20 protein-coding genes and 1 pseudogene are annotated in these 21,520 nt (G+C 73.9%); 9 read left to right on the plus strand and 12 right to left on the minus strand.

Features of this window, described 5'->3' with window-relative positions:
• Window positions 1-23: 23 nt before the first annotated feature.
• The 4 genes from V2W30_RS30665 to V2W30_RS30680 are packed head-to-tail and all read left to right on the plus strand — an operon-like array spanning window position 24 to window position 5,412.
• Window positions 24-1,337: an MFS transporter gene (locus V2W30_RS30665; RefSeq protein WP_338701597.1), complete on the plus strand. Its 1,314-nt coding sequence runs from the start codon at window positions 24-26 to the stop codon at window positions 1,335-1,337.
• Window positions 1,334-2,545, plus strand: coding sequence for a CoA transferase (locus V2W30_RS30670; RefSeq protein WP_338701598.1), 1,212 nt, complete (start codon window positions 1,334-1,336; stop codon window positions 2,543-2,545). Before V2W30_RS30665 ends, V2W30_RS30670 begins: the two co-directional genes overlap by 4 nt.
• A gap of 46 nt (window positions 2,546-2,591) precedes the next feature.
• Entirely contained in the window at window positions 2,592-3,740 is a 1,149-nt protein-coding gene (locus tag V2W30_RS30675; RefSeq protein ID WP_338701600.1) for an acyl-CoA dehydrogenase family protein, read from the plus strand.
• A gap of 37 nt (window positions 3,741-3,777) precedes the next feature.
• Window positions 3,778-5,412, plus strand: coding sequence for an acyl-CoA dehydrogenase family protein (locus tag V2W30_RS30680; protein WP_338701602.1), 1,635 nt, complete (start codon window positions 3,778-3,780; stop codon window positions 5,410-5,412).
• 42 nt (window positions 5,413-5,454) lie between these two features.
• Here V2W30_RS30680 and V2W30_RS30685 read toward each other — a convergent pair whose 3' ends face one another.
• Window positions 5,455-6,834 carry an FAD-dependent oxidoreductase gene (locus V2W30_RS30685; RefSeq protein WP_338701604.1) on the minus strand — a complete coding sequence of 460 codons (1,380 nt, stop codon included), beginning with the start codon at window positions 6,832-6,834 and terminating at the stop codon, window positions 5,455-5,457.
• A 39-nt stretch (window positions 6,835-6,873) separates the two neighbouring features.
• Complete coding sequence (locus V2W30_RS30690; protein WP_338701605.1) at window positions 6,874-7,845, minus strand: DUF4349 domain-containing protein; 972 nt, start codon at window positions 7,843-7,845, stop codon at window positions 6,874-6,876.
• Between the two features lie 131 nt (window positions 7,846-7,976).
• Here V2W30_RS30690 and hemG point away from each other — a divergent pair, with 131 nt between their 5' ends.
• From hemG to V2W30_RS30705, 3 genes are all read left to right on the plus strand, one after another.
• Complete coding sequence (gene hemG / locus V2W30_RS30695) at window positions 7,977-9,464, plus strand: protoporphyrinogen oxidase (protein ID WP_338701607.1); 1,488 nt, start codon at window positions 7,977-7,979, stop codon at window positions 9,462-9,464.
• A 5-nt stretch (window positions 9,465-9,469) separates the two neighbouring features.
• Window positions 9,470-10,207, plus strand: a complete 738-nt coding sequence (hemQ, locus tag V2W30_RS30700) for a hydrogen peroxide-dependent heme synthase (protein WP_338701609.1) — start codon at window positions 9,470-9,472, stop codon at window positions 10,205-10,207.
• Between the two features lie 184 nt (window positions 10,208-10,391).
• The gene (locus tag V2W30_RS30705; protein WP_338701611.1) at window positions 10,392-10,766 is read left to right on the plus strand and encodes an RNHCP domain-containing protein; all 375 of its coding nucleotides are present in this window, start codon (window positions 10,392-10,394) and stop codon (window positions 10,764-10,766) included.
• Between the two features lie 82 nt (window positions 10,767-10,848).
• On the opposite strand, the gene V2W30_RS30710 is transcribed toward V2W30_RS30705, so the two are convergent.
• From V2W30_RS30710 to V2W30_RS30750, 9 genes are all read right to left on the minus strand, one after another.
• Window positions 10,849-12,417, minus strand: a complete 1,569-nt coding sequence (locus V2W30_RS30710) for an alpha/beta hydrolase (protein WP_338701613.1) — start codon at window positions 12,415-12,417, stop codon at window positions 10,849-10,851.
• Window positions 12,418-12,563: 146 nt separating this feature from the next.
• Window positions 12,564-13,328, minus strand: coding sequence for a TIGR04222 domain-containing membrane protein (locus V2W30_RS30715; RefSeq protein WP_338701615.1), 765 nt, complete (start codon window positions 13,326-13,328; stop codon window positions 12,564-12,566).
• Window positions 13,329-13,391: 63 nt separating this feature from the next.
• Window positions 13,392-14,285 (minus strand): DUF4142 domain-containing protein, encoded by an 894-nt coding sequence (locus tag V2W30_RS30720; protein WP_338701617.1) that lies wholly within the window; start codon window positions 14,283-14,285, stop codon window positions 13,392-13,394.
• Window positions 14,286-14,483: 198 nt separating this feature from the next.
• Window positions 14,484-15,797 carry a DUF692 domain-containing protein gene (locus V2W30_RS30725; protein ID WP_425244615.1) on the minus strand — a complete coding sequence of 438 codons (1,314 nt, stop codon included), beginning with the start codon at window positions 15,795-15,797 and terminating at the stop codon, window positions 14,484-14,486.
• Window positions 15,798-15,909: 112 nt separating this feature from the next.
• Window positions 15,910-16,533: a TIGR03086 family metal-binding protein gene (locus V2W30_RS30730; RefSeq protein WP_338701618.1), complete on the minus strand. Its 624-nt coding sequence runs from the start codon at window positions 16,531-16,533 to the stop codon at window positions 15,910-15,912.
• A complete protein-coding gene (locus tag V2W30_RS30735; RefSeq protein ID WP_338701619.1) occupies window positions 16,530-17,000 on the minus strand; it encodes a hypothetical protein in 471 nt (156 codons plus the stop codon). Before V2W30_RS30735 ends, V2W30_RS30730 begins: the two co-directional genes overlap by 4 nt.
• A 119-nt stretch (window positions 17,001-17,119) precedes the next feature.
• Window positions 17,120-17,677 carry a YciI family protein gene (locus V2W30_RS30740; RefSeq protein WP_338701621.1) on the minus strand — a complete coding sequence of 186 codons (558 nt, stop codon included), beginning with the start codon at window positions 17,675-17,677 and terminating at the stop codon, window positions 17,120-17,122.
• Between the two features lie 33 nt (window positions 17,678-17,710).
• On the minus strand, window positions 17,711-18,361 hold the full coding sequence (locus V2W30_RS30745; protein WP_338701622.1) for a TetR/AcrR family transcriptional regulator: 651 nt from the start codon (window positions 18,359-18,361) through the stop codon (window positions 17,711-17,713).
• A gap of 465 nt (window positions 18,362-18,826) precedes the next feature.
• A complete protein-coding gene (locus V2W30_RS30750; RefSeq protein WP_338701624.1) occupies window positions 18,827-19,600 on the minus strand; it encodes a peptidyl-tRNA hydrolase in 774 nt (257 codons plus the stop codon).
• Between the two features lie 91 nt (window positions 19,601-19,691).
• Between V2W30_RS30750 and V2W30_RS30755 the strand changes: the two are divergent.
• Together V2W30_RS30755 and V2W30_RS30760 are read left to right on the plus strand one after the other, a co-directional pair.
• Window positions 19,692-20,575 (plus strand): annotated as a pseudogene (locus tag V2W30_RS30755) (ABC transporter ATP-binding protein).
• A complete protein-coding gene (locus V2W30_RS30760) occupies window positions 20,572-21,240 on the plus strand; it encodes an ABC transporter (RefSeq protein WP_338701626.1) in 669 nt (222 codons plus the stop codon). Before V2W30_RS30755 ends, V2W30_RS30760 begins: the two are co-directional and overlap by 4 nt.
• Before the next feature lie 89 nt (window positions 21,241-21,329).
• Here V2W30_RS30760 and V2W30_RS30765 read toward each other — a convergent pair whose 3' ends face one another.
• The gene (locus V2W30_RS30765) at window positions 21,330-21,506 is read right to left on the minus strand and encodes a hypothetical protein (RefSeq protein ID WP_338701628.1); all 177 of its coding nucleotides are present in this window, start codon (window positions 21,504-21,506) and stop codon (window positions 21,330-21,332) included.
• Between the last annotated feature and the right edge of the window lie 14 nt (window positions 21,507-21,520).

Here is a 21,520-nt window from a genome sequence, read left to right on the forward strand (position 1 = left end):
TCTCTTTCACCCCTGGAGTCGCCATGACCGTCATCAGCCCCCGGAGTCGGCCCGCGCCGACTCGCAGCCGCCCGGTGGGACGCCGGGCCTGGGTGGTCACGTTCCTGCTGCTCGCGTTCATGCTGCTGAACTTCGCCGACAAGGCCGTACTCGGATTCGCCGGCGTCGAGTTCAAGCGGGACCTGGGCATATCAGCCGAGCAGTTCGGCGTCCTTCAGTCGTCCTTCTTCTGGCTGTTCGCCGTCGGCGCGGTCCTGCTCGGCGCCCTCACCGCACGCTTCAAGGCGCGGTGGCTGGTCGCCGCCCTGATGTTCCTGTGGGTCGCGGCCATGGTGCCGCTGCTCGGCCCCGTCGGCTTCGGCACGGTCCTGGCCTGCCGGATCGTGCTCGGCTTCGCCGAGGGCCCGGCGTACGCGCTGGCCACGCACGTCGTGCACTCCTGGTTCCCGCCGGAGAAGCGGGGCCTGCCCGGCGGCCTGGTCACCGCGGGCGCCTCGATCGGCCCGCTGCTCGCGGCACCCCTGCTGACCTGGGTGATCGCGCGCTGGTCCTGGCACACGGCGTTCGGCGTGCTCGTCGTCGCCGGCGCGCTGTGGCTGGTGGCGTGGCTGACCCTCGGCAAGGACGCGCCCGAGGCCGGTCCGGAGGCGAGTGTCTTCACCGCGGAGGCGCTGCCCGTCGAGGCCCCGCTGCGCGTCCTCGTCGGCACGCGCACCGTGATCGGCATCGCGCTCCTGACCGCCTTCGCCTACCTGGCGACCACCCTCAAGGTCGCCTGGCTGCCGCTCTACCTGAACGAGGGGCTCGGTTACGGGACCGTCACCAGCGGCTGGCTGGTCACCGTGCCGTACGGGGTCGCGGCGGTGGCGGCGGTCTCGGCGGGCCTGCTGTCCAACCGGCTCACCGCGCGCGGCGTGAGCAGACGCGTCACGCGCGGCTGGCTCGCGGGCGGCCTGGTGATGCTGGCCGGGGCGTCGATGTACCTGTTCACCGTGATCGACGACCGGCCGTTGCAGATGGTCTTCATCAGCCTGGCCTTCTCCATGAACTCGGCGGCGTACGGCGTGGCGTTCATCGCCGTCGGCGACGTCGTGCACCCCGAGCAGCGCGGTGCCGTGATGGGCGGCCTGGCCGCCTTCTACAGCCTGGCCGGCATCCTCGCGCCGCTCCTGCTCGGCCACCTCGTCGACGCGGCCCCCTCCGCCGAGATCGGCTACGGCAACGGGTTCGGGCTCACCGGTGCCCTGATGGTGGCCGGCGGCGCCGTCGCCGTGTACCTCGTACGACCCGAACGAGACCTGGCCCGGATCCGCGAGCGCGTGGGAGGCACCCGATGAACACCCCGGTCGACGCTGCCGGGCACGCCCCGCTGGAAGGCGTCCGAGTCCTCGACTTCGGGCAGTACATCGCCGCCCCGGCCGCCACCCAGACCCTCGTCGACCTCGGCGCCGATGTCGTCAAGGTCGAACCGGTGCGCGGCGAGGCCGCCCGCGGCATCGGCCTCTACGGCGACGCGATCCTGCGCACGTACAACCGCGGCAAGCGCGCCGTCGCCCTCGACCTCAAGGACCCGCGCGGCCGCGAGGTGGCCCGCCGGCTGATCTCCGGAGCGGACATCGTGGTGCAGAACCTGCGCCCCGGCGTCATGGACGGCTTCGGGCTCGGCGCCGCCGCGATGCGCGCCGCCCACCCGCACCTCGTCTACGCGACCGTGACCGGCTTCGGCCCGCACGGCCCGTCCCGCGGCCGTGCCGGGCTCGACATCGCGGCGCAGGCCGAGAGCGGCATCATGTGGGTCACCGGCGAGGCGGACGGCGCACCGCAGCGCGTCGGCTTCCCCGTCGTCGACGCCGCGGCCGGACACGTGTTCGCCGAGGCCGTCCTCGGCGCCTACATCCGCAGGCTGCGGCACGGCGTCGGCGACGAGGTCGAGGTGTCCCTGCTCGAAGTGGCCATCCACCTCCAGGGCCCCAACTGGGGCGAGTACCTGATCACCGGCAAGGCCCCCGTCCGCAGCGGCAACGGCCAGCCCGCCGTCGCACCCGCCGCCGACCTCGTGCCCACCGCCGACGGCCTCCTCGTCCTTTCCGCCTACGCGCCCCCGCACTTCGCCAAGCTGTGCGCGCTGCTCGGCCGCGACGACCTGCCCGCCGACGACCGCTTCGCGACCAACTCGGCGCGCGTCGCGCACCGCCCCGCCCTCCTCGCCGAACTCCGCGCCTCCTTCGCGCACATGACGACCGACGCGGCGATGGACCTGCTCACCTCGAACGGTCTCGTCGCCGGCCGGATCAGCGGCTACGACGACGTGATCAAGAGCCCCGACGCCGTGGCGAGCGGCCTGTTCGTCGAGGCCGAGGCCGCCGACGGCACCCGCGCCACCACCCTCGGCTCGCCCTGGCACCTCGGCTCGACCGGTCCCGGCAGCCTCCGCGCCGCCCCCGCCCTCGGCGAGCACACCGCCGAACTGCTCACCGAACTCGGTTACGCCCAGGCCGAGATCGACGCCCTCGCCGCCGCCTCGGTGATCCACGTCGGCGTCTGAACCGCACCCCACCACCGCAGACACCCATCAGGAGCGAGACACAGCCATGCGCAGAGACGTCTACACCGAGGACCACGAGGCGTTCCGCGAGGTCGTCCGGCAGTTCTTCGACAAGGAGATCGTCCCGCACGTCCCGGCGTGGGAGAGCGCCGGGCTCGTGCCCCGCGACCTGTTCCGCAGGACGGCGGCGATCGGCATCAACGGCCTCCAGATACCCGAGGAGTTCGGCGGCGGCGGCGTCGAGGGCTTCCGCTTCAACGCCGTCGTCCTGGAGGAGACCGGTTACGCCGCCGCCACCGTCGGCGGGCTCCAGGTGCACCTCAACACGGTCCTGCCGTACTTCCTGGAGTACGCGGACGACGAGCAGCGCCGGCGCTGGTTCCCCGGCTTCGCCGACGGCTCCCTGATCGCCTCGATCGCAATGACCGAACCCGGCACCGGCTCCGACCTGGCCGGCATGGCCACCCGGGCCGTCCGCGACGGCGACGACTACGTCCTCAGCGGCGCCAAGACGTTCATCACCGGCGGGATCAACGCCGACCTCGTCGTGGTCGTCGCCCGCACCTCGGACGACGCCGAGGACCGGCGCAAGGGCCTGTCGCTGCTGGTCGTCGAGGCGGGCATGCCCGGCTTCGCCCGCGGCCGCAACCTCGACAAGATGGGCCTCAAGGCGCAGGACACCGCCGAGCTGTCGTTCGACGAGGTGCGGGTGCCGGCCGCCAACCTGCTCGGCGCCGAGGGCGACGCGTTCACGATGCTCACCGCGAACCTGCCGCAGGAGCGCCTCACCATCGCCATCAATGCGCAGGCGACGGCGACCGCGGCCCTGCGCCTGGCCGTGGACTACGTCAAGGAGCGCAAGGTGTTCGGCCGCCGCGTCGCCGACTTCCAGAACACCAAGTTCGTCCTCGCCGACTGCGCCACCGAACTGGAGGCGGGCCAGGCCCTCGTCGACCGGGCGCTCGCAGCCCTCGACGCGGGCACCCTCACCGTCGCCGACGCAGCGAAGACCAAGTTGTTCTGCACCGAGACGCAGGCCCGCGTTATCGACCGCTGCCTCCAACTGCACGGCGGCTACGGCTACATGAGGGAGTACGACATCTCCCGGCTCTACACCGACGCCCGGGTGTCGCGGATCTTCGGCGGCACCAGCGAGGTCATGAAGAGCGTCGTGTCCAAGTCCCTTGGTCTTTAAGTCGTTCGAGGTCTTCGAGGCCTTTGAGGAGGCAGTGGTGAACACCGGTTACGAAGTCGTCAACCAGACCCCCGAACTCGTCGACTACGACGTCTCCGCCGACCCCGCCCTGCGCGAGGGCCTGGTCCGGGAGGGCGCCGGGTGGGCGCTCGACGACCTGGCCCGGGTCGGCCGGCACGCGGGCAGCCGCGAGGCACAGGAGTGGGGCCGCCTGGCCAACGAGCACGCGCCCGTCCTGCACCGCTACGACGCGGTCGGCAACCGCCGCGACGAGGTCGAGTACCACCCGGCGTACCACGCGCTCATGGCCGCGGCCTGCGCGTACGGGCTCAACGCCGCCCCCTGGTTCGAGGAGCGGCCCGGCGCCCACGCCGCCCGCACCGCGAAGGCGTTCGCCTGGGGCCAGGCCGAGTCCGGACACATGTGCCCCATCGGCATGTCGTACGCCGCCGTCCCGACCCTGCGTCACGCCCCGGACCTCGCCGCCGCCTACGAACGCCGCCTCGCCGTCCCCGACTACGACGGCGCGCCGGGCCGCCTCGACGACAAGCCGGGCCTCGTCCTCGGCATGTCGATGACCGAACGCCAGGGCGGCTCCGACGTCCGCGCCAACATCTCGAACGCCCGCCCCCGCCCGGACGGCACGTACGAGGTGTTCGGCCACAAGTGGTTCACCTCGGCGCCCATGTGCGACGCGTTCCTGACCCTCGTCCAGACGCGGAACGGGATCACGTGCCTGCTGCTGCCCCGCGTCCTGCCCGACGGCACCCGCAACGCGATCCGTATCGAGCAGCTCAAGGACAAGCTCGGCAACCGGTCCAACGCGTCCGCCGAGATCGAGTACCACGGCGCCACCGGCTGGCTCATCGGCGACGAGGGGCGCGGGGTGCGCACGATCATGGAGATGGTCAACTTCACGCGCCTCAACTGCACCGTGCTCAGCTCGTCGTTCATGCGCAAGGGCCTGGTGCGCGCCGTCCACCACGCGCGGCACCGCTCGGCGTTCGGCAAGCGCCTCGTCGACCAGCCGATCATGCGCAACGTCCTCGCCGACCTCACCCTGGAGTCCGAGGCCGCCGTGTTCGCGCTGATGCGGCTCGGCGGGGCGACCGACCGGGCGGGTGAGTCCGAGACGGAGTCGCACGTGCGGCGGCTCGGCCTCGCGGTGACCAAGTACTGGGTGTGCAAGCGCGCCCAGGCCGTGGTCGGCGAGGCCCTGGAGTGCCTGGGCGGCAACGGCTACATCGAGACGTCCGGGATGCCGCGCCTCTACCGGGAGGCGCCGCTCCAGTCGATCTGGGAGGGCGCGGGGAACGTGGCCGCGCTCGACGTGCTGCGCGCCCTGCGCAAGCAGCCCGAGGTCCTCGACAGCTTCCTCGGCGAGGTCGAGCTCGCCCGGGGCGCGGACCGGCGCCTGGACGCCGCCGTCACCGCACTGCGCAAGGACCTCCAGGACACCGACACCCTGGAGTTCCAGGCCCGCCGGCTCGTCGAGCGCATGGCCCTGGTGTTCCAGGGCTCGCTCCTGGTGCGCCACGGCACGCCCGCCGTCGCCGACGCCTTCAACTCCTCGCGGCTCGGCGGCTCCTGGGGCATCGCGTTCGGCACGCTGCCGCCCGAGGTCGACACCGAGGCGATCCTGACGCGGGTCCCCGCGGGGCTCGCGGACTGAGCGCGCCGAGGACGGCGGTGCGGGCCCCGGGGGTTCGCACCGCTACCCGGCGCGCACCGCCGCCACCGCCTTGCGCGCCGCCACCAGGACCGGGTCCCACACCGGGGAGAACGGTGGCGCGTAGCCGAGGTCCAGGGCCGTCATCTGCTCGACCGTCATGCCGGCCGTGAGGGCGACCGCCGCGACGTCGACCCGCTTGCCCGCGCCCTCGCGGCCCACGATCTGCACCCCGAGGAGCTTTCCGGTGCGCCGCTCGGCGAGCATCTTCACCGTCATCAGCGCCGCGCCCGGGTAGTAACCCGCCCTGCTGGTCGACTCGATGGACACGGTCACGTACTGCAGTCCGGCCCGCCGCGCGTCCTTCTCGCGCAGCCCCGTCCGCGCGATCTCCAGGTCGCACACCTTGCTGACGGCCGTTCCGACGACGCCGGGGAACGTCGCGTACCCGCCGCCCACGTTCGAGCCGATGATCTGGCCGTGCTTGTTGGCGTGCGTGCCGAGCGCGATGTGCCGCTCGCGCCCCGACACCAGGTCGAGGACCTCGACGCAGTCGCCGCCCGCCCAGATGTCGTCGTGCCCGCGCACCCGCATCGCCAGGTCCGTGAGCAGCCCGCCGTGGTCGCCGAGCGGCAGCCCGGCCGCCTTCGCCAGGGTCGTCTCCGGCCGCACGCCGATGCCCAGCACCACGACGTCCGCCGGGTACTCGGCGTCCTGCGTCGCGACCGCCCGCACCCGCCCGTCGTCGCCGGTGAGGACCTTCGTCACCTCGGCGTCGTCGACCATGGTGATGCCCATGCCCGTCATCGCCTCGTGCACCAGGCGCCCCATGTCCGGGTCGAGCGTCGACATCGGCTGGGAGCCCCGGTTGACGACCGTCACCTCGTAGCCCCGGTTGATCAGCGCCTCGGCCATCTCCACGCCGATGTACCCGGCGCCCACCACCACCGCGCGGCGCCCCTTCGTCACCCGCAGGGTGTCGAGCAGCGCCTGCCCGTCGTCCAGGGTCTGCACACCGTGCACGCCCGCCGCGTCGATGCCGGGCAGCGCGGGGCGGATCGGCCGCGCGCCCGTCGCGATCACGAGCTTGTCGTACGACGTCCAGGACTCGGCCCCGCCGTCCAGCTCGCGCGCCCGGACCCGCCGCCCCGCGGTGTCGATCTCCACGACCTCGGTCCGCATCCGCAGATCGATGCCCCGCTCCCGGTGCGCGGCCGGCGAGCGTGCCACGAGGTCGTCCCGCTCGTCGACCTGGCCGCCGACCCAGTACGGGATCCCGCACGCCGAGTACGACGTGAAGTGCCCCCGCTCGAAGGCCACGATCTCCAGCTCGTCAGGACCGCGCAGTCGGCGTGCCTGCGACGCGGCGGACATGCCCGCCGCGTCGCCGCCGATGACCACGAGTCGCTCATTCCCAGTGCTCATGCGCCCCACGCTACGTGGGCGGGGGTGCGCGGAAGGCCCTCAGCCCCGCTGGTCCGGATCGGACGTGGGGTGGGCGGGCAGCGGGCCGAGCGCCGTCTGCACCGCGGGCTCCTCGGGGCGGCGCGGCAGCCGGGGCCGCACGAGCCGCAGCCATGCGACCACCAGGAGCGCCGTCACCGCCGCGAACGGCAGGACGGCCGCGAGCGCCATCGCGATCCACTTCAGCACCGTCACGAACGCGCTCCAGCCGCCGGACAGCGCGTCCAGGAAGCCGGGGTCGTCGTCGGCGGCCGCGGCCCCGGCCGGCGGGGCCTCGGTGAGCTTCAGGGTGATCGTGGCGAGCGTCGTGCGGTCCTTCAGGGACGCCTGCTGCGCGAGCAGCGCCTCCAGCTCCGACTGGCGGTTGCTCAACTCCCCTTCCAGAGTGACCACATCGCTCAACTTCGTCGCCCGGTCCATGAGTTCACGGACGCGCGCGACGCTCGCCCGCTGCGACTTGATGCGGCTGTCCACGTCGACGACCTGGTCGGTGACGTCCTTCGCGCTCTCGTCGAGCGCCAACAGGCGCCCGGAGCCCGAGAGTTGGTCGAGCACCTCGGCGTACGACTCCTGTGGCACCCGCAGGGTCAGCCGGGACCGCTCGCGGCCGTGGCCGTCGCGGTCGGTGTTCTCGTTGCCGACCATGCCGCCCGCGTCCTCGGCGGCGGTACGCGCCTCGGCGCGGGCGTCCGGGACGTCCTTGACGCGGAGGGAGAGGTTCGCGGTGCGGATGATGTGGACGCCGGTGAGCTTGGGCGGCTTCTTCGCCTCCTGCGACGAGGACGAGTCGGCGCCGGCGCCGCCGGCGCCCTTCGCCGCGCTGTCGGCCTGGCTCTTCGCGTCGCTGCTGTCGTTGCCGCCACCACCGGCCGAGCAGCCGGTGAGCGCGAGTGCCGCGGCGAGCAGGACGCTCGCGACGGCATGGACGGGCCGCGGGCGCGGCGCGGTGCGGGTCGTACCTGGAACGTGCATCGACGTACCCCCCGAAGGACGTGACGGTCATCGGACGACTCCTTCGACGCGCGAGCACCCCGGTTCGGTGGTTGCCGCGCGGTCCCGAACCGGTCACGGTCGGGACTCGGACGTTCTGACAGAGTGGGGGCATGCGCGAAACGGACACATCCACGGGTACGGGTACGGGGCACGGCCGGAACGTCCTCGTCATCGGCGGCGGCATCGCGGGACTCGCGGCCGCCCACCGGCTGCTCGACCACGACCCCGACGCCCGGGTCACGGTCCTGGAGAGCTCCGACCGGGTCGGCGGCAAGCTCCGCGCCGGCGAGATCGCCGGGGCGCGGGTCGACCTCGGCGCCGAGTCGCTGCTCGCGCGCCGGCCCGAGGCGGTGGGCCTGGCCCGTGAGGTCGGTCTCGCCGACCGCCTCCAGCCGCCGTCCACGGCGACGGCCTCGATCTGGACCCGCGGCGAGCTGCGCCCCATGCCCAAGGGCCACGTCATGGGCGTGCCCGGCACGGCCGACGCGCTCGCCGGCGTCCTCTCCGACGAGGGCCTGGCCCGCATCGGACGGGACGCCGAGCTCCCGCCCACCGAGATCGGCGACGACATCGCGGTCGGCGAGTACGTCGCCGCGCGCCTCGGCCGGGAGGTCGTCGACCGCCTCGTCGAGCCCCTCCTCGGCGGCGTCTACGCGGGCGACGCCTACCGCATCTCGCTGCGCAGCGCCGTCCCCCAGCTCTTCGAGGAGGCCCGCCGTTACACCTCCCTCACGGAGGCGGTCCGCGCGATCCAGGCCCGTACGGCAGCGAACCAGCAGCTCGGCCCGGTCTTCATGGGCATCGAGGGCGGCGTCGGCACGCTGCCCGAGGCGGTCGCGGACGCGGTGCGCGCCAAGGGCGGCACCATCCTGCACGGGGTGCGCGCGACGGCCCTGGGCGCCCGTGGGGCGGAGCGCGCCTGGCGCGTGGACACCGAGTCGGGCCGCACCTTCGAGGCCGACCAGGTGATCGTCGCCCTGCCGGCCGCCCCCGCCGCTAGCCTGCTGCGCACGGCGTCCCCCATGGCCTCCCAGGAGCTGCGCGGGATCGAGTACGCCTCCATGGCCCTGATCACGCTCGCCTACCGCAAGGCCGGCGCCGACCTGCCCGAGGGCAGCGGCTTCCTCGTCCCGCCCGTCGACGGCCACACCATCAAGGCCGCCACCTTCGCCTCCCACAAGTGGGGCTGGATCGCCGAGGAGAACCCCGACCTCCTGGTCGTGCGCACCTCGGTGGGCCGCTACGGCGACGAGAAGGACCTGGCCCGCGACGACGCGGAGCTGACCGGCATCGCCCGCGACGACCTGCGCGAGGCCACCGGCCTGTCCGCCGCCCCCGTCGCGTCCCACGTGACCCGCTGGCAGGACGGCCTGCCGCAGTACCCCGTCGGCCACACGGCGCGCGTCGCCCGCATCCGCGAGCACCTCGCCCCGCTGCCCGGCCTCGCCGTCTGCGGAGCGGCGTACGACGGCGTCGGCATCCCCGCCTGCATCGCGAGCGCGTACGCCGCGGTGGACGAGCTGAGCGGCGACACGGGCGCCCGCGAGGAGCTGAAGGCCCACCCGGTGCAGAGCCTGCACGGCGGAGCGGGAGAATGAGGGACATGAGCGACGAGAACCCCACCACCGACCCGGCGGCAGAGCGCATCCCGAACAAGGGCAAGCTGGCGAAGGACCTGAACGAGGTCATCCGCTACACGCTCTGGTCGGTCTTCAAGCTGAAGGACGTCCTGCCCGAGGACCGCTCCGGGTACGCCGACGAGGTCCAGGAGCTGTTCGACCAGCTCGCCGCGAAGGACGTCACCGTCCGCGGCACGTACGACGTGTCGGGCCTGCGCGCCGACGCCGACCTCATGATCTGGTGGCACGCGGAGACCGCCGACCAGCTGCAGGAGGCGTACAACCTGTTCCGCCGCACCCGGCTGGGCCGCGCCCTGGAGCCGGTGTGGTCGAACATGGCGCTGCACCGCCCCGCCGAGTTCAACCGCTCGCACATCCCGGCGTTCCTGGCCGACGAGACGCCTCGCGACTACGTCTCCGTCTACCCCTTCGTGCGCTCCTACGACTGGTACCTGCTGCCCGACGACGAGCGCCGCAAGATGCTCGCCGACCACGGCAAGATGGCCCGTGGCTACCCGGACGTGCGCGCCAACACGGTCGCCTCGTTCTCGCTCGGCGACTACGAGTGGATCCTCGCGTTCGAGGCCGACGAGCTGTACCGGATCGTCGACCTCATGCGTCTCCTGCGTGCCTCCGAGGCGCGCCGCCACGTGCGCGAAGAGGTCCCGTTCTACACGGGCCGCCGCAAGTCCGTCGCCGAGCTCGTCGAGGGTCTCGCGTAAATCGGTTGTCGCACGGTCATGGCTCGGGCTTTCATGCGAAGGTCCGAGCCCTTGACGTAGAGGTGGTGTTGTATGCCCACGGCCCTCGGGACCGTTCTCGCATCCGCTGCGTGAACTCCCGGATGCGAGACGGGAATTCAGCTGACCGCTGTCCCTTCCGTATCGCTCAGGAGTCGTTTCCACGATGTCCCGCAACACCTCACGACGGGCCCGCACCGAGGCCCGCGCGCAGTCCTTCCGCTGTCTGAACTGCGGCCTCGACGTCTCGATGACCGCCGTCGGCACGGACCACCGCAACCACTGCCCGACCTGCCTGTGGAGCCGTCACCTCGACGACACCCCGGGCGACCGGGCGGCCGACTGCGGTGCCCGGATGGAGCCGCTCGCCATCTCCGTACGCGGTGACGGCGAGTGGGTGCTCGTCCACCGCTGCACGCGCTGCGGCGTACTGCACGCCAACCGCACGGCGGGCGACGACAACGCGCTGCCGCTGACCAGGCTGGCGGTCAGGCCCCTGGTCCAGTCGCCGTTCCCGTTCGAGCGGCTGGGCGCGCTGTAGCCCGACCGCGTGGCACACAGGAGCGGGGCCCGGGGCACTGCCCCGGGCCCCGCTCCTCGTGCTCTGAGCTCTCCGAGGGGCCCTAGCCGCCCAGCGGCGTCGGCTCGGCGTGCGGCGCGCAGGTCGCGGCGCGCCGCATCGGGACCTGGCCGTCGAGCAGGTACGCGTCCAGGTGGCCGTTGACGCAGGCGTTCGGGCCGCCCGCGATCCCGTGCGTGCCCGCCTCCCGCTCCGTGACCAGGACCGAACCCGCGAGACGGCGGTTCAGCTCGCGCGCGCCCGCGTACGGCGTCGCCGCGTCCCGTTCGGCCGCCAGGATCAGCGTGGGCGGCAGCGCGCCCGGCCGGGTGCGCACGTCGACGGGACGCTGCCGCGGCGCCGACCAGTAGGCGCACGGCAGGTTCATCCACGCGTTGTCCCACGTCTCGAACGGCGCGACGCGCGCGAGCCGCGAGTTGTCGCGGTCCCAGGTGTCGAAGTCCGTCGGCCAGGGCGCGTCGTTGCACTCGACGGCCGTGTAGACGGCGTTGCCGTTCTCGTTCTCGGCGGCGGCCTGTGGCGCCGGCGCGGCCTGGCCGATCAGCGGCTTCGGGTTGCCCTTCAGATACTCGGACAGCGCCACGGCCCGCATCGGCCAGTAGTCGTCGTAGTAGCCCGTCTGAAGGAACGCCGCCTGCAACTGGCCGGGTCCGACCTTCCCGCCCGCCGGCTCGTGCGCGAGCTGCGCGCGCGCCTTCTCGTACGAGTGCAGCACCTCCTCGGGCGTCGTGCCCAGGTGGTACGTGGCGTCGTGCCGGGCGACCCACGCCCGGAAGTCGCTCCAGCGGCGCTCGAACGCGGCAGACTGCTCCAGGTTGTTGACGTACCAGATCTGGTCCGGATCCGGGTTGACCGCCGAGTCGAAGACGATGCGCCGCACGTGCGAGGGGAACAGCTGTGCGTAGACGGCGCCGATGTACGTGCCGTAGCTGGCGCCCATGTACGTCAGCTTCGGCTCGCCGAGCGCGGCCCGCAGGACGTCCAGGTCACGGGCGTTGTTGAGGGTCGTGTAGTGCTGGAGCCCGGGGTTCTTGGCGCAGCCCCGCGCGTACGACTGCGCCTGCGCGACGCGCTCCTTCTTGTACGAGGGCGAGGGGTACGTCGGCGACTGGCTGGGGGCCTTGGCGAACCGCTCGGGATCCTGGCAGGACAGCGGCGCGGAGCGGCCCACGCCGCGCGGCGCGTAGCCGACCAGGTCGTACGCGGAGCCGATGTTCTTCCACTCCGGCATCATCGAGACCAGCGGGAAGTACATGCCGTTGCCGCCGGGACCGCCGGGGTTGAAGACCAGCGCGCCCTGGCGCGCGACCTTCTCGCCGCCCCGCTTGCCGGTCGCCTTCACACGGCTGACGGTCAGCTTGATCTGCCGGCCGTCGGGGCGGGCGTAGTCCAGGGGGACGGTGACGGTGCCGCAGGTGACCGGTTCCGGGAGGTTCTCCACGGCGGGGCAGGCGCCGAAGGTGATGCCGGCCGCCGCGGCGCGCCGGGCGGCGAGTTCCGTGCCCTGGGATTCGGGGGAGGTGGTGCCGGTCGCACTGCCCGCGGGGGCGGCGACCAGGGCCGAGAGGACCAGGGATCCCGCGGCGGCATAAAGGGCGGATGCTGCTCTCATCGCTTGGATGCATCCCTTTCGTCGGGCTCTCGAACCCTTGCGGCTCGGGAACAAAGGGATACTTGGGGCGGTCGTTGGCGATGTAAAGCACCAGGTCGCCGGTGTCGGATCAATGACTCCGATGCGCCACTCGGGCGTTTCTCAGCTCACTCGGCCGTGGCGTTCCGGGCGCCGCCGAGTGCCGCCCGCATCTCCGGATCGTCCACGGCGCGCACCCCGCGCACGGCGACCGCGAGCAGCGATCCCGTGCCCCTGGGCAGCGCGGCGAGCAGCCGCTGCCCGGTCGGGGAGGCCCAGCGCGTGTACGGGTGGATCTCCATACGGGCGATGCCCAGGCAGCTCACGGTGAGCAGCAGCGGCAGCGCGAACCAGAGGGCCACCGGCGTCTGCCCGGGGTCGGTCTGCCCCGGCATCAGCACCGCGACCGCGCCCAGCGCCACCACCCCGACGGTGGCCGCCTGCACCTGCCGCACGGCCCCCGCGACCGTCGCCCGCTCGGCGTCCGGCACGGCCAGCCCCGTCGCGACGAGGTGCTCGGCGAGCGCGCGCACGGCCTCGCCCGCCGCGGCCGCGGCCCGCAGCGGGGCTGTCCGCGACTGCCCGGCGGGCCCGATCGCGCCGAGCACGGAGCGCTCCAGGTCGTCCCGGCCCACGGGGTCGACGACCGTCGCCCAGCCGGTGTGCGCGAGCAGCAGGCGGCGGGCACGGGCCATGGACACCAGCGTCACGTCGGCGACCCGGACCGGACCGCCCGACAGGAACGCCGTCTCGTACAGGGACAGCTCGTATCCCCGGTGGGCGTCGCCCGCGCGGCGCTCGCTCTCGGCGGCGCGTACGGCGGCCAGGCACAGGCGCCCGCAGGACGCGATGGCCACGCCGCAGGCCAGGACGAGAAACAGCACCCAGAACATGCCGTGTTTCTACGACAGTTGTCCGCGTATCCGCTACGGCTCGTTCAGTATGCGGACAACATGTCAGCGGTGGCTCGCCTTCCGCTCGGGCGGCTGCGCGTCCTGCGGGTCCCGCGCGTCCTGAGGCCCCTGCGCGTTCTCGGGCTTCTTCCGCGGCCCCTTCGTTCCGGAGGCCCCGGGTTGCCGCTCCCCGTCGTCCTCGCCCGGGGGGCGGGACGCGGCGGGCGGCAGCGGGTACGAGGTCGTCGGCGACGGCGTCACGGGCGTCGGCTCGTCCGGCGACGTCGTCGGTCCCGGCGGGGCGGGGGAGCGGGTCGCCGGCGGCGGGCTCGCGGTGGCGCCGTCCCTGGCGAGCGAGTCGAAGTCGACCAGGCCCGTGGCCTCCAGGACCTTGATGTGGTCGAGGACCGTGGTGTTCGCGTCGTCCGCGAGGTCCCGGACGAGGGAGTTGCGGGTCGACGCGCGCACCTGGGCCACCAGCGAGAACACCTGGCCGTGCGCCCGGCGCAGCACGTTCGCGAACTTCCGCTCGTAGTCCTGCCCCTGAGCGGCCGTCAACTGCCGTAGCCAGCCCTGCTGTTGCTCGTTCGGCTGATTGGGCAGCTCCAGGTTCAGCTGCGCCGCGACCTCCCGCACCCGCGCGTCCAGGAAGGTGTGCCCCTGCACGAGGTGCTCGCCCGCCGTCTCCACCGCCTTGCTCGGCGCGCGCTCCTCGGCCTGCTGCCCGGCCGGGAGTTCCCACAGCCCGGCGAGCCGCACCTTCGTGATGAAGATCCGGTCGGTGGCCGACAGCGGGCCGAATCTGGTCGACACGGTCTCGGCGTTGAGCGTGTCCAGACCGGTGCCCGAGCGGTCCGCGTACGACCAGATCGGGAAGACGAGCGCGGCGAGGGTCGCCAGCAGGCCGGTCACGATGAGTGCCGTGCCGTTGACGCGGTGGGGTATGTGTCGTCGCATGGTGCCTCCTGTTGCGGCACCGCACGCTAGTGCGCCTCGGGCGCGGGGTGCCAGGCATCAGCATGGACTACGTCAACCACCGTACGGGACAAGGGGGTTGTGCGGCTCGCGCGCCCCGCTGGGGTCAGTACGCCGCCGCTGGGGCGGGCGGGGGAGGCGGCTGGAACACCGGCGCGTCGGGGGGTCCGCCACGGCCGGTCATCCCCGGCGCAGCGCGAACCGTGCGGCCCGCAGCGCCCGCGCCACCGGGCGCCCCGTGAGCGGCGCGGGACCCGAGCGCTCCAGCCACCACTGGGTCAACCGCCGCCGCGCGCCCGGCTCCTGGACGGCCTGCGTGAGGAGCAGGTCCTCGGCGAAGTCGAGCGCGTCACGCCGGTAGCCGCCCGCCATGGGCCGCCGCTGCGCGTACGCGAGGAACGCCGTGCGATACGCCGACGCCCCCAGGACGACGGGGAGTTCGGGCGCCACCTTCGCGACGATGTCGGCCCGCTTGCCGGCCAGGGCCCGGCTCTGCACGGCGAGCCGGGCCCGGTCGAAGCCCTCGGGGGCCGGGGTCCCGGCGACGAGCGAGGAGAGCAGGGCGGCCTGGGCGAGCCCGACCCGTCCGCGTACCGACTCGTCGACGTCGCTCGCGTGCACGGGAGTTGAGCGGGAACCAGGGGGTGACGGGGTGGCTGCCGCCGCGGCGACGGTCTCGCGGATCGTCGCGACCTCGCGCCCCAACTCCCCTTCGTCCTCGGGGAAGTTCTCGTCCCGCTCCAGCAGGACCCCCGGCGGCGTCACCCGCGACGCCAGGTCGGCCAGGATGTCCAGGACGGGGCGCGGCACCGGGTGGGCGTGGCTGTCGTGCCACACGCCGTCCCGCTCGAAGCCGCCCGCCACATGCACGTACGCGATGGCCTCGACCGGCAGCTCGTCGAGCGCCTTGGCCGGGTCCTCGCCGCGGTTCACGTGGTTGGTGTGCAGGTTCGCCACGTCGATGAGCAGCCGGACGCCCGTGCGCTCCACCAGCTCGTACAGGAACTGCCCCTCGGACATCTCCTCACCGGGCCAGCCGAACAGCGCCGCGATGTTCTCCACGGCCAGCGGCACGGGCAGCGCTTCCTGCGCGATCCGGATGTTCGCGCACAGCACGTCGAGCGCGTCCCGGGTGCGCGGCACGGGCAGCAGGTGCCCGGCCTCCAGCGGCTGTGTCGCGGTCCGCTCGCCGCCCGCCCGTACGAACGCGATGTGCTCGGTCACCAGCGGCGAGCCCAGCGCCTCGGCGCGCGCCGCGAGGTCCGCGAGACGCTGCTCGTCGGGCCGGTCGGCACCGCCGAGACCGAGCGAGACGCCGTGCGGCACGACGGTGACGCCGCGCTCGCGCAGCCGCAGCAGGGAGTCGGGCAGATGTCCCGGACACAGGTTCTCGGCGACGGCCTCGACCCAGTCGATGCCCGGCATCGCCTCCACGATGTCGGCGATCTCGGGCCGCCAGCCGATCCCCGTACCCAGGTGCGTCAGATGCTCCATGTGCCCGTCCCCCTCCTGCTCCGTGCAGGTCTTCTGACCCCGGCGCGCCCGGCCGAACCCCTGAAGGGGGACGTTCAGAGCTAGATCTGAGGTTTCCCGACGGGGTCCCGGCCTACCGCGCGGCGGGTCGGCGCCGGGGGTCCCTGCCCAGCGCCATCAGCATGCGGTCGAAGGGCAGGGCGCCGGGCGGCACGGACACCGGCGGTGCGAACGCGGCCCCCGGCCCCCGCGCGGCCGCCCCCGTCGGGACCCGCAGAGCGACCTTCAGCGCGGCGGCGACGACCGGCTCGGGCAGCTCGACCCCGGCGCCGACGGCCACCGCGACGTCCCAGGCGTGGACGGCGTGGTCCACCAGATGGAACCCCACGGCGCTCCGCGCGGGCCAGCCGCCGCCGGGCCCTGGCCCGGGGTCCAGCTCCGGCAGCGTGAACTCCCGCTCGGCGGTGCCCGGTTCGGCGAACGCCGCGATCAGATCGAGGGCGGCGTCCCGGTGCGCACCCGCGGGGTCCGCCTCCGCCCATGCCTCCCGCCAGACGTCGGGGTCGCCGCCCCGGCCCCGCGCGGCAGCGGCGAAACCGCGGTGCTGAGCCGTCATGTGCGCGACGAGCCGGCGCACCGTCCAGGCCGCGCAGGGGGTGTCACGGACCCAGTCGTCGGCGCGGACCAGGCCGACGAGACGTACGGACTCCTCCACGGCGACGCGGTCCAGCGTGACGAGACGGGTCAGGTCGGTCATCGGGACGCCTCTTCCGGCCAGGGCGTCGCCCCGACGAGCAGGTCGTGGGCGGTGCCCCAGGCGGCCGCCGCGTCGAAGCGCGGCTGGGACCAGAGGGTGGCCCGCATCGTCCCGTGGGCGCGGAACGCCCCCGCGATCCGGGCGTGGTCGGGGCGGCCGACGAACCCGGCGATCGCGGGCCCGCCGGACCACACCGAGACGGCTCCCGAGCGGCGGCGCCGCGGATCGGCCCAGAGCCACATGCCGACGGCGCCGTCGGTGGCGGGCCAGCCGCGGCGCAGGCGAAGGCCGTTGAGCGCGACACCGAGCGCGCGCCGGTGCCCGTCGGCGGTGAACTCCGTGACGCTGATCCAGACCGGGGCGTCGGCCGGGTCCGGGTCGGGGCCCGGCTGCCAACGGGCCCGCAGGAGGGAGGCTTTCGTGCCTCGACGTGTCGTGCCTCGATCTGTCCTGTCCCCAGACTTCATGCCTCGACCATAAAACTAAACGAACGGTCGTGCTGAAAGTTTGTCCAAGAAGTGGGCGGAACCGCGCAGTCGACCCTGATCCGCCCGGCCCCGCCCGCCGCTCGTTCAGTCGGCCTCGCTCACCGGCGCCCGCCGAACTCCCAGTCGTGCACCTCGATCCCGGCGTACCGCTCCACGCCCTCCAGGACGGCCCGCGCGGCGTCCGCGTCCGCCGCCCGCAGCAGCGCCGCCGTCCCCAGCCGTGCCGACCCGTCGTCGGACAGCAGCGGCCCGAACGCGATCAGCTCGTCCCGGAACGTGGCCGGTACGGCGAGGTCGTCCACGGGCCGCTCCGGGCCGAGGCCGAGCACGAGATAGCGGTTGCCGCCGCTGCGGCCGCCGGGGAACTCCCACATCGTGCGGCCCAGCAGATTGCGCCACCGGCGCACCAGCACGTCCCGGTAGGCGCCGGCCTGCCACCCCGGCTCCTCGAACGCGAACGCGCGGGCCGCGGCCGCGTCCGGCAGGTCGACGATGTGCACGCTGCCGGTGGGTGTCTCGCCGTCGGCGCCGAACGTCGGGCCGCGCGCGATCAACTCCTTGTCGAAACCGTCCATGTAGGACCAGTGGGCCTCGACGAGCCGCTCACGCAGCGCAAGGGAACCGGGCCGGTCGCGGTGGTAGCAGAAGAACTCCATGACCGCAGACCCTCCCGCACGGAGGGCCGCCGCTCAACCGACTTCCGGCGCCAGACCCGGATCGGTGACCTGCGCGGAGAGCCGCGTCGCGATGCCCACGCGGGCGCGCCGGTAGCCGGCCGGGTCGCCGTGCAGTACGGAGTGGGCGTTCGCCATCTCCATCAGGGCGATCAACTCGAAGGCCAGCTGCGCCACTTCGGTGTCCGGGCGCAGCTCGCCCAGGTCCCGCGCCTCGGCCGCGCACCGCTCCACCAGCTCCACCCAGGTGCGCTGCGCCCCGGCCAGCGCGTCGTGCACCGCGCCTTCCCGGGCGTCGTACTCGGCGAGCACCCCGGAGAAGAAGCAGCCGCCGGGGAAGACGCGCCGGCGCGAGTACTCCAGCCAGCTCTCGCACAGCGCCCGGAGGCGGGCGATGCCGGGCGGGGTCGTGAAGGCGGGATCGACGACCTCGTCCTGGTAGACGCGGGCCGCCGCGCGGACGGTCGCGAGCTGGAGTTCCTCCTTGGAACCGAAGAGGGCGAAGACGCCGCTCTTGCTGAGCCCCAGTTCCGTGGCGATCCGGCCGAGCGACAGGGCTTCGAGCCCTTCCACCGAGGCGAGGTCGACCGTCCTGCGCAGCACGAGCCGCCGGGTCTCGTTCCCGCGCTCGACCCTGCCGTCCACCACGCCGCCCGCCTCCGTCATACGTCCATGATGAGGTACGGGGGAGCGGCCGCCGCCGGCGGCTGAGCCGGCATCGGCGGCGGCCCGCGAGCGCGGGCTCACACGTCTCCCCCGGCGTGTGTGCACGCGCTCACCGTCCCCACCGGCCGGAGGGGGCGTGCGGGAGTTCGCCCCGGTGTGCCAGGAGGACGTGTGACCGGGGTCGAATGTCGGCGAAAACGCCCCCGGCCGCTGTGGGTGCTGCGGTCGTACGTGCCCGGGGTCTCGGGGGCGATGCGCGGGCGGACTCAACGGAGTCGACCCGTCCGAGTGTGAAGAAGCTCGGCTGTCTCGATGCTAGAACTCCACACGCCGGGCCGCCAGGGGGCGAATCGGACAGGTGCCGGTGCGGTCGCCGAACTCCGTCCGCCCGCCCGGCGGTCACGCCGGGAGTGCCGGACGGGCCAGGTGGTGCGGCGCGGGCAGGAGAGATCTGGGAGACAGGCCCTAGGCCGGGTCCGCGGTGCCGAGTCCCGGCAGGGCGCCGCCCGTACGCGGCCCCTCGGCCACCACCGTGCACGAGCCCGGTGCGATCTCCGTGAACCCGGCGTCCCGCACCACCGGAAGCCCGGCGCGCGTCAGCGGCTCCCAGCGGGCCGGGTCGGCCGTGCGCACCGACAGCGGGAAGCCCGCCTCGCGCCACTCCTTGCGCTCCGCGTCGGACAGCGCCCACCAGGCGAGTTGGGCCCCGTGCCCGGCCTGCGCCATCGCCTTGCCCGCCGTCATGTCGAGGTCGGGGTTGAGCCACAGGACCGGGGCCGTGGTGTCGGGCGCGGCCGGCGGCTCCGGGTCGGTGAGGTCCGTGCCGGAGACCTGGAGGCGGGCGAGGTCCTTCGGCCAGCCGTCGAGCGGGACCGGTGGGAAGACCCGGACCTGCGCGCCGCCACGGCCCGTGACCGTGATCCCGTCGAGCGCCTCGGCGCGCCGCCACTCCGCGCCCCTGGCCCGCCGCACCACCTTGCGGATCCGGGCGTCCTGCCAGTCACGCATGACCTGCGCCCACTCGCCGTCGCCGAGCGAACGCTCGTCGGAGAGGATCACCAGCACGGCGCGCGCCGCCGTCTCCAGCGCGTCCGTACGGGCCGGGGGCTCGGCGCGCTCGATGCGCACGACGAGTGGCAGCACGAACTGCGGTGCCTCGTCGCGGGCGGTGCGCTCGTCGCGGAACGGACTGTCGGAGGCCGGGGCCGTCGGCGTGGTGCCGGTGTCATCGCTGGTCACGCCCTCCAGTCTGCCAGCACACCCCGCACCGCCTCCCGCCCGCCGGTCACCCCCTGCCCCGCACCCACGCCCCGTACGCGACCATGACCGCATGCACACCACCGACCCGCTCCCGGCCCACCTGGCGCTGCGCACGGTCGGCCGCCGCTACGGACTCGGCGGCCCCTGGGTGCTGCGCGGCGTCGACCTCGACGTGCGGCCGGGCACCCTCGTGCGGGTGCAGGGACCCAACGGCACCGGGAAGTCGACGCTCCTGCGGCTCGTCGCCGGGATCGACGCGCCGAGCGAGGGCCGGATCACCGGACGCCCGCGCACCGCGTACGTACCCGAACGCTTCCCGGCCGCCCTCCCCTTCAGCGCGCTCGGCTACCTCACCCACCTGGGCCGCGTCCACGGACTCGTCCGGCGCGAGGCCGTACGGCGGGCGGGGGAGTGGCTGGAGCGGTTCGGCGCCGACGGGTACGCGCACACGCCGCTCGCCGCGCTGTCCAAGGGCAGCAGCCAGAAGGTCGCGGTGGCCCAAGCGCTGCTCGCCGCACCGGAGCTGCTCGTCCTCGACGAGGCGTGGACCGGCCTCGACACCGCCGCCCGCGACGAACTCGACCGGGCCGTCGCCGAACGCACCGCGGCCGGCGGCGCCGTCGTCTTCGTCGACCACGACCCGCGCCGCCTCGCGGGCGCCGCCGACGCCACATACCTGATCGAGGGCACACGCCTCCGCCGTGACGGGGAGGCGAGGTGCCGACGGTCGTCGAAGGGCCGCGCGTCGTCGTGGAGGCGACGGGCCCCGCCCACGACCCCGAGGGCCTGCCCCACCCGCACACCCTCACCCGCGCGGACGCCCGCACCGTACGGATCACCGCGCCCGCCACGCACTCGGACGCCGTCCTGCGGGCGCTGCTCGACGCGCGGCCGCCCTGGCACGTCGTCGCGCTCCGCACCGAGCCCGCGACCGCCCCCACGGAGCCCCGATGACCACCGCACTCCTCGCGTACCAGTCGGCCCTGCTGCTCCGCTCGCAGCGCTGGCTCGCCCCGGTCGTCCTGTACGCCGCGTTCGTCGCGATCGGTGTGCAGGGCGGCCAGCCGGTGCTCGACTCGCTCGGCTACGCCGCCGCGTCCCTGCTGCCCGTCGGCGCCTGGCTCGTACGGATCTGCGTCTCCAACGAGCCGTCCGCCGCCCGCAGTTGCACCGCCGCGGCGACCACCCCGTGGCGCGCGCACCTGGCGAGTCTGGTCACCGGGTTCCTCGCCACGGCGGCCCTCGGCGCGGTGGCGACCGCCGTCGTCGCCCTCGTCAGCGACGGCGCGAGCACGAACCACCAGGTCAAGGTGGCGATCGTGCCCGCGGCGGGCGCGGGCCTGCTCGCGATGCTGGTGTGCGCGCTGGTCGGCACCGTCGTGGGCGCCGTCACCACCTGGCCGGTGCTGCGCGCCCCCGGGCTCGGCGTCGCCGCGCTGCTGCTGTGCGCGCTGCTCGCCCTGGTCGTCCCCGGCTCCCCGGCGAGCGCGGCGGTGACGGCCCTCGTCGAGGGATCGCAGCGGGGCTCGGTCCCGCTCCCGCTGCTGCCGCTCGCCGCGTCCGCGCTCCTGGCGGCGGCCTGCGCGACCACCGCGTGCTTCCTGTCGTCCCGCCGCTAGGGTCTGTCCGGCGCTGGTCGCGGACGCGACCCGCGCCGCGACCTGATCCGCCGGACAGGCCCCGGCCCCGCCGCATCCCGAGCGGGTCCTCAGCCCGAGCAGGCCGTGCGCTGCGCCTCCTGCCACTCGCACACCGGGCACAGCGTCGCGCCCTTCGTCGACTCCGGGTACTCGGTGGGCCTGCGGCACAGCACGCACTCGGCGAACGGCCCTTCGGCGGCGGGTGCGGGACGGTCCGCGGGCGGGGTGCAGTAGTCGTCGGCCATACCGTTCAGCCTAC

The sequence above is a fragment of the Streptomyces sp. Q6 genome (genome assembly GCF_036967205.1).
GTDB lineage: Bacteria > Actinomycetota > Actinomycetes > Streptomycetales > Streptomycetaceae > Streptomyces > Streptomyces citrinus.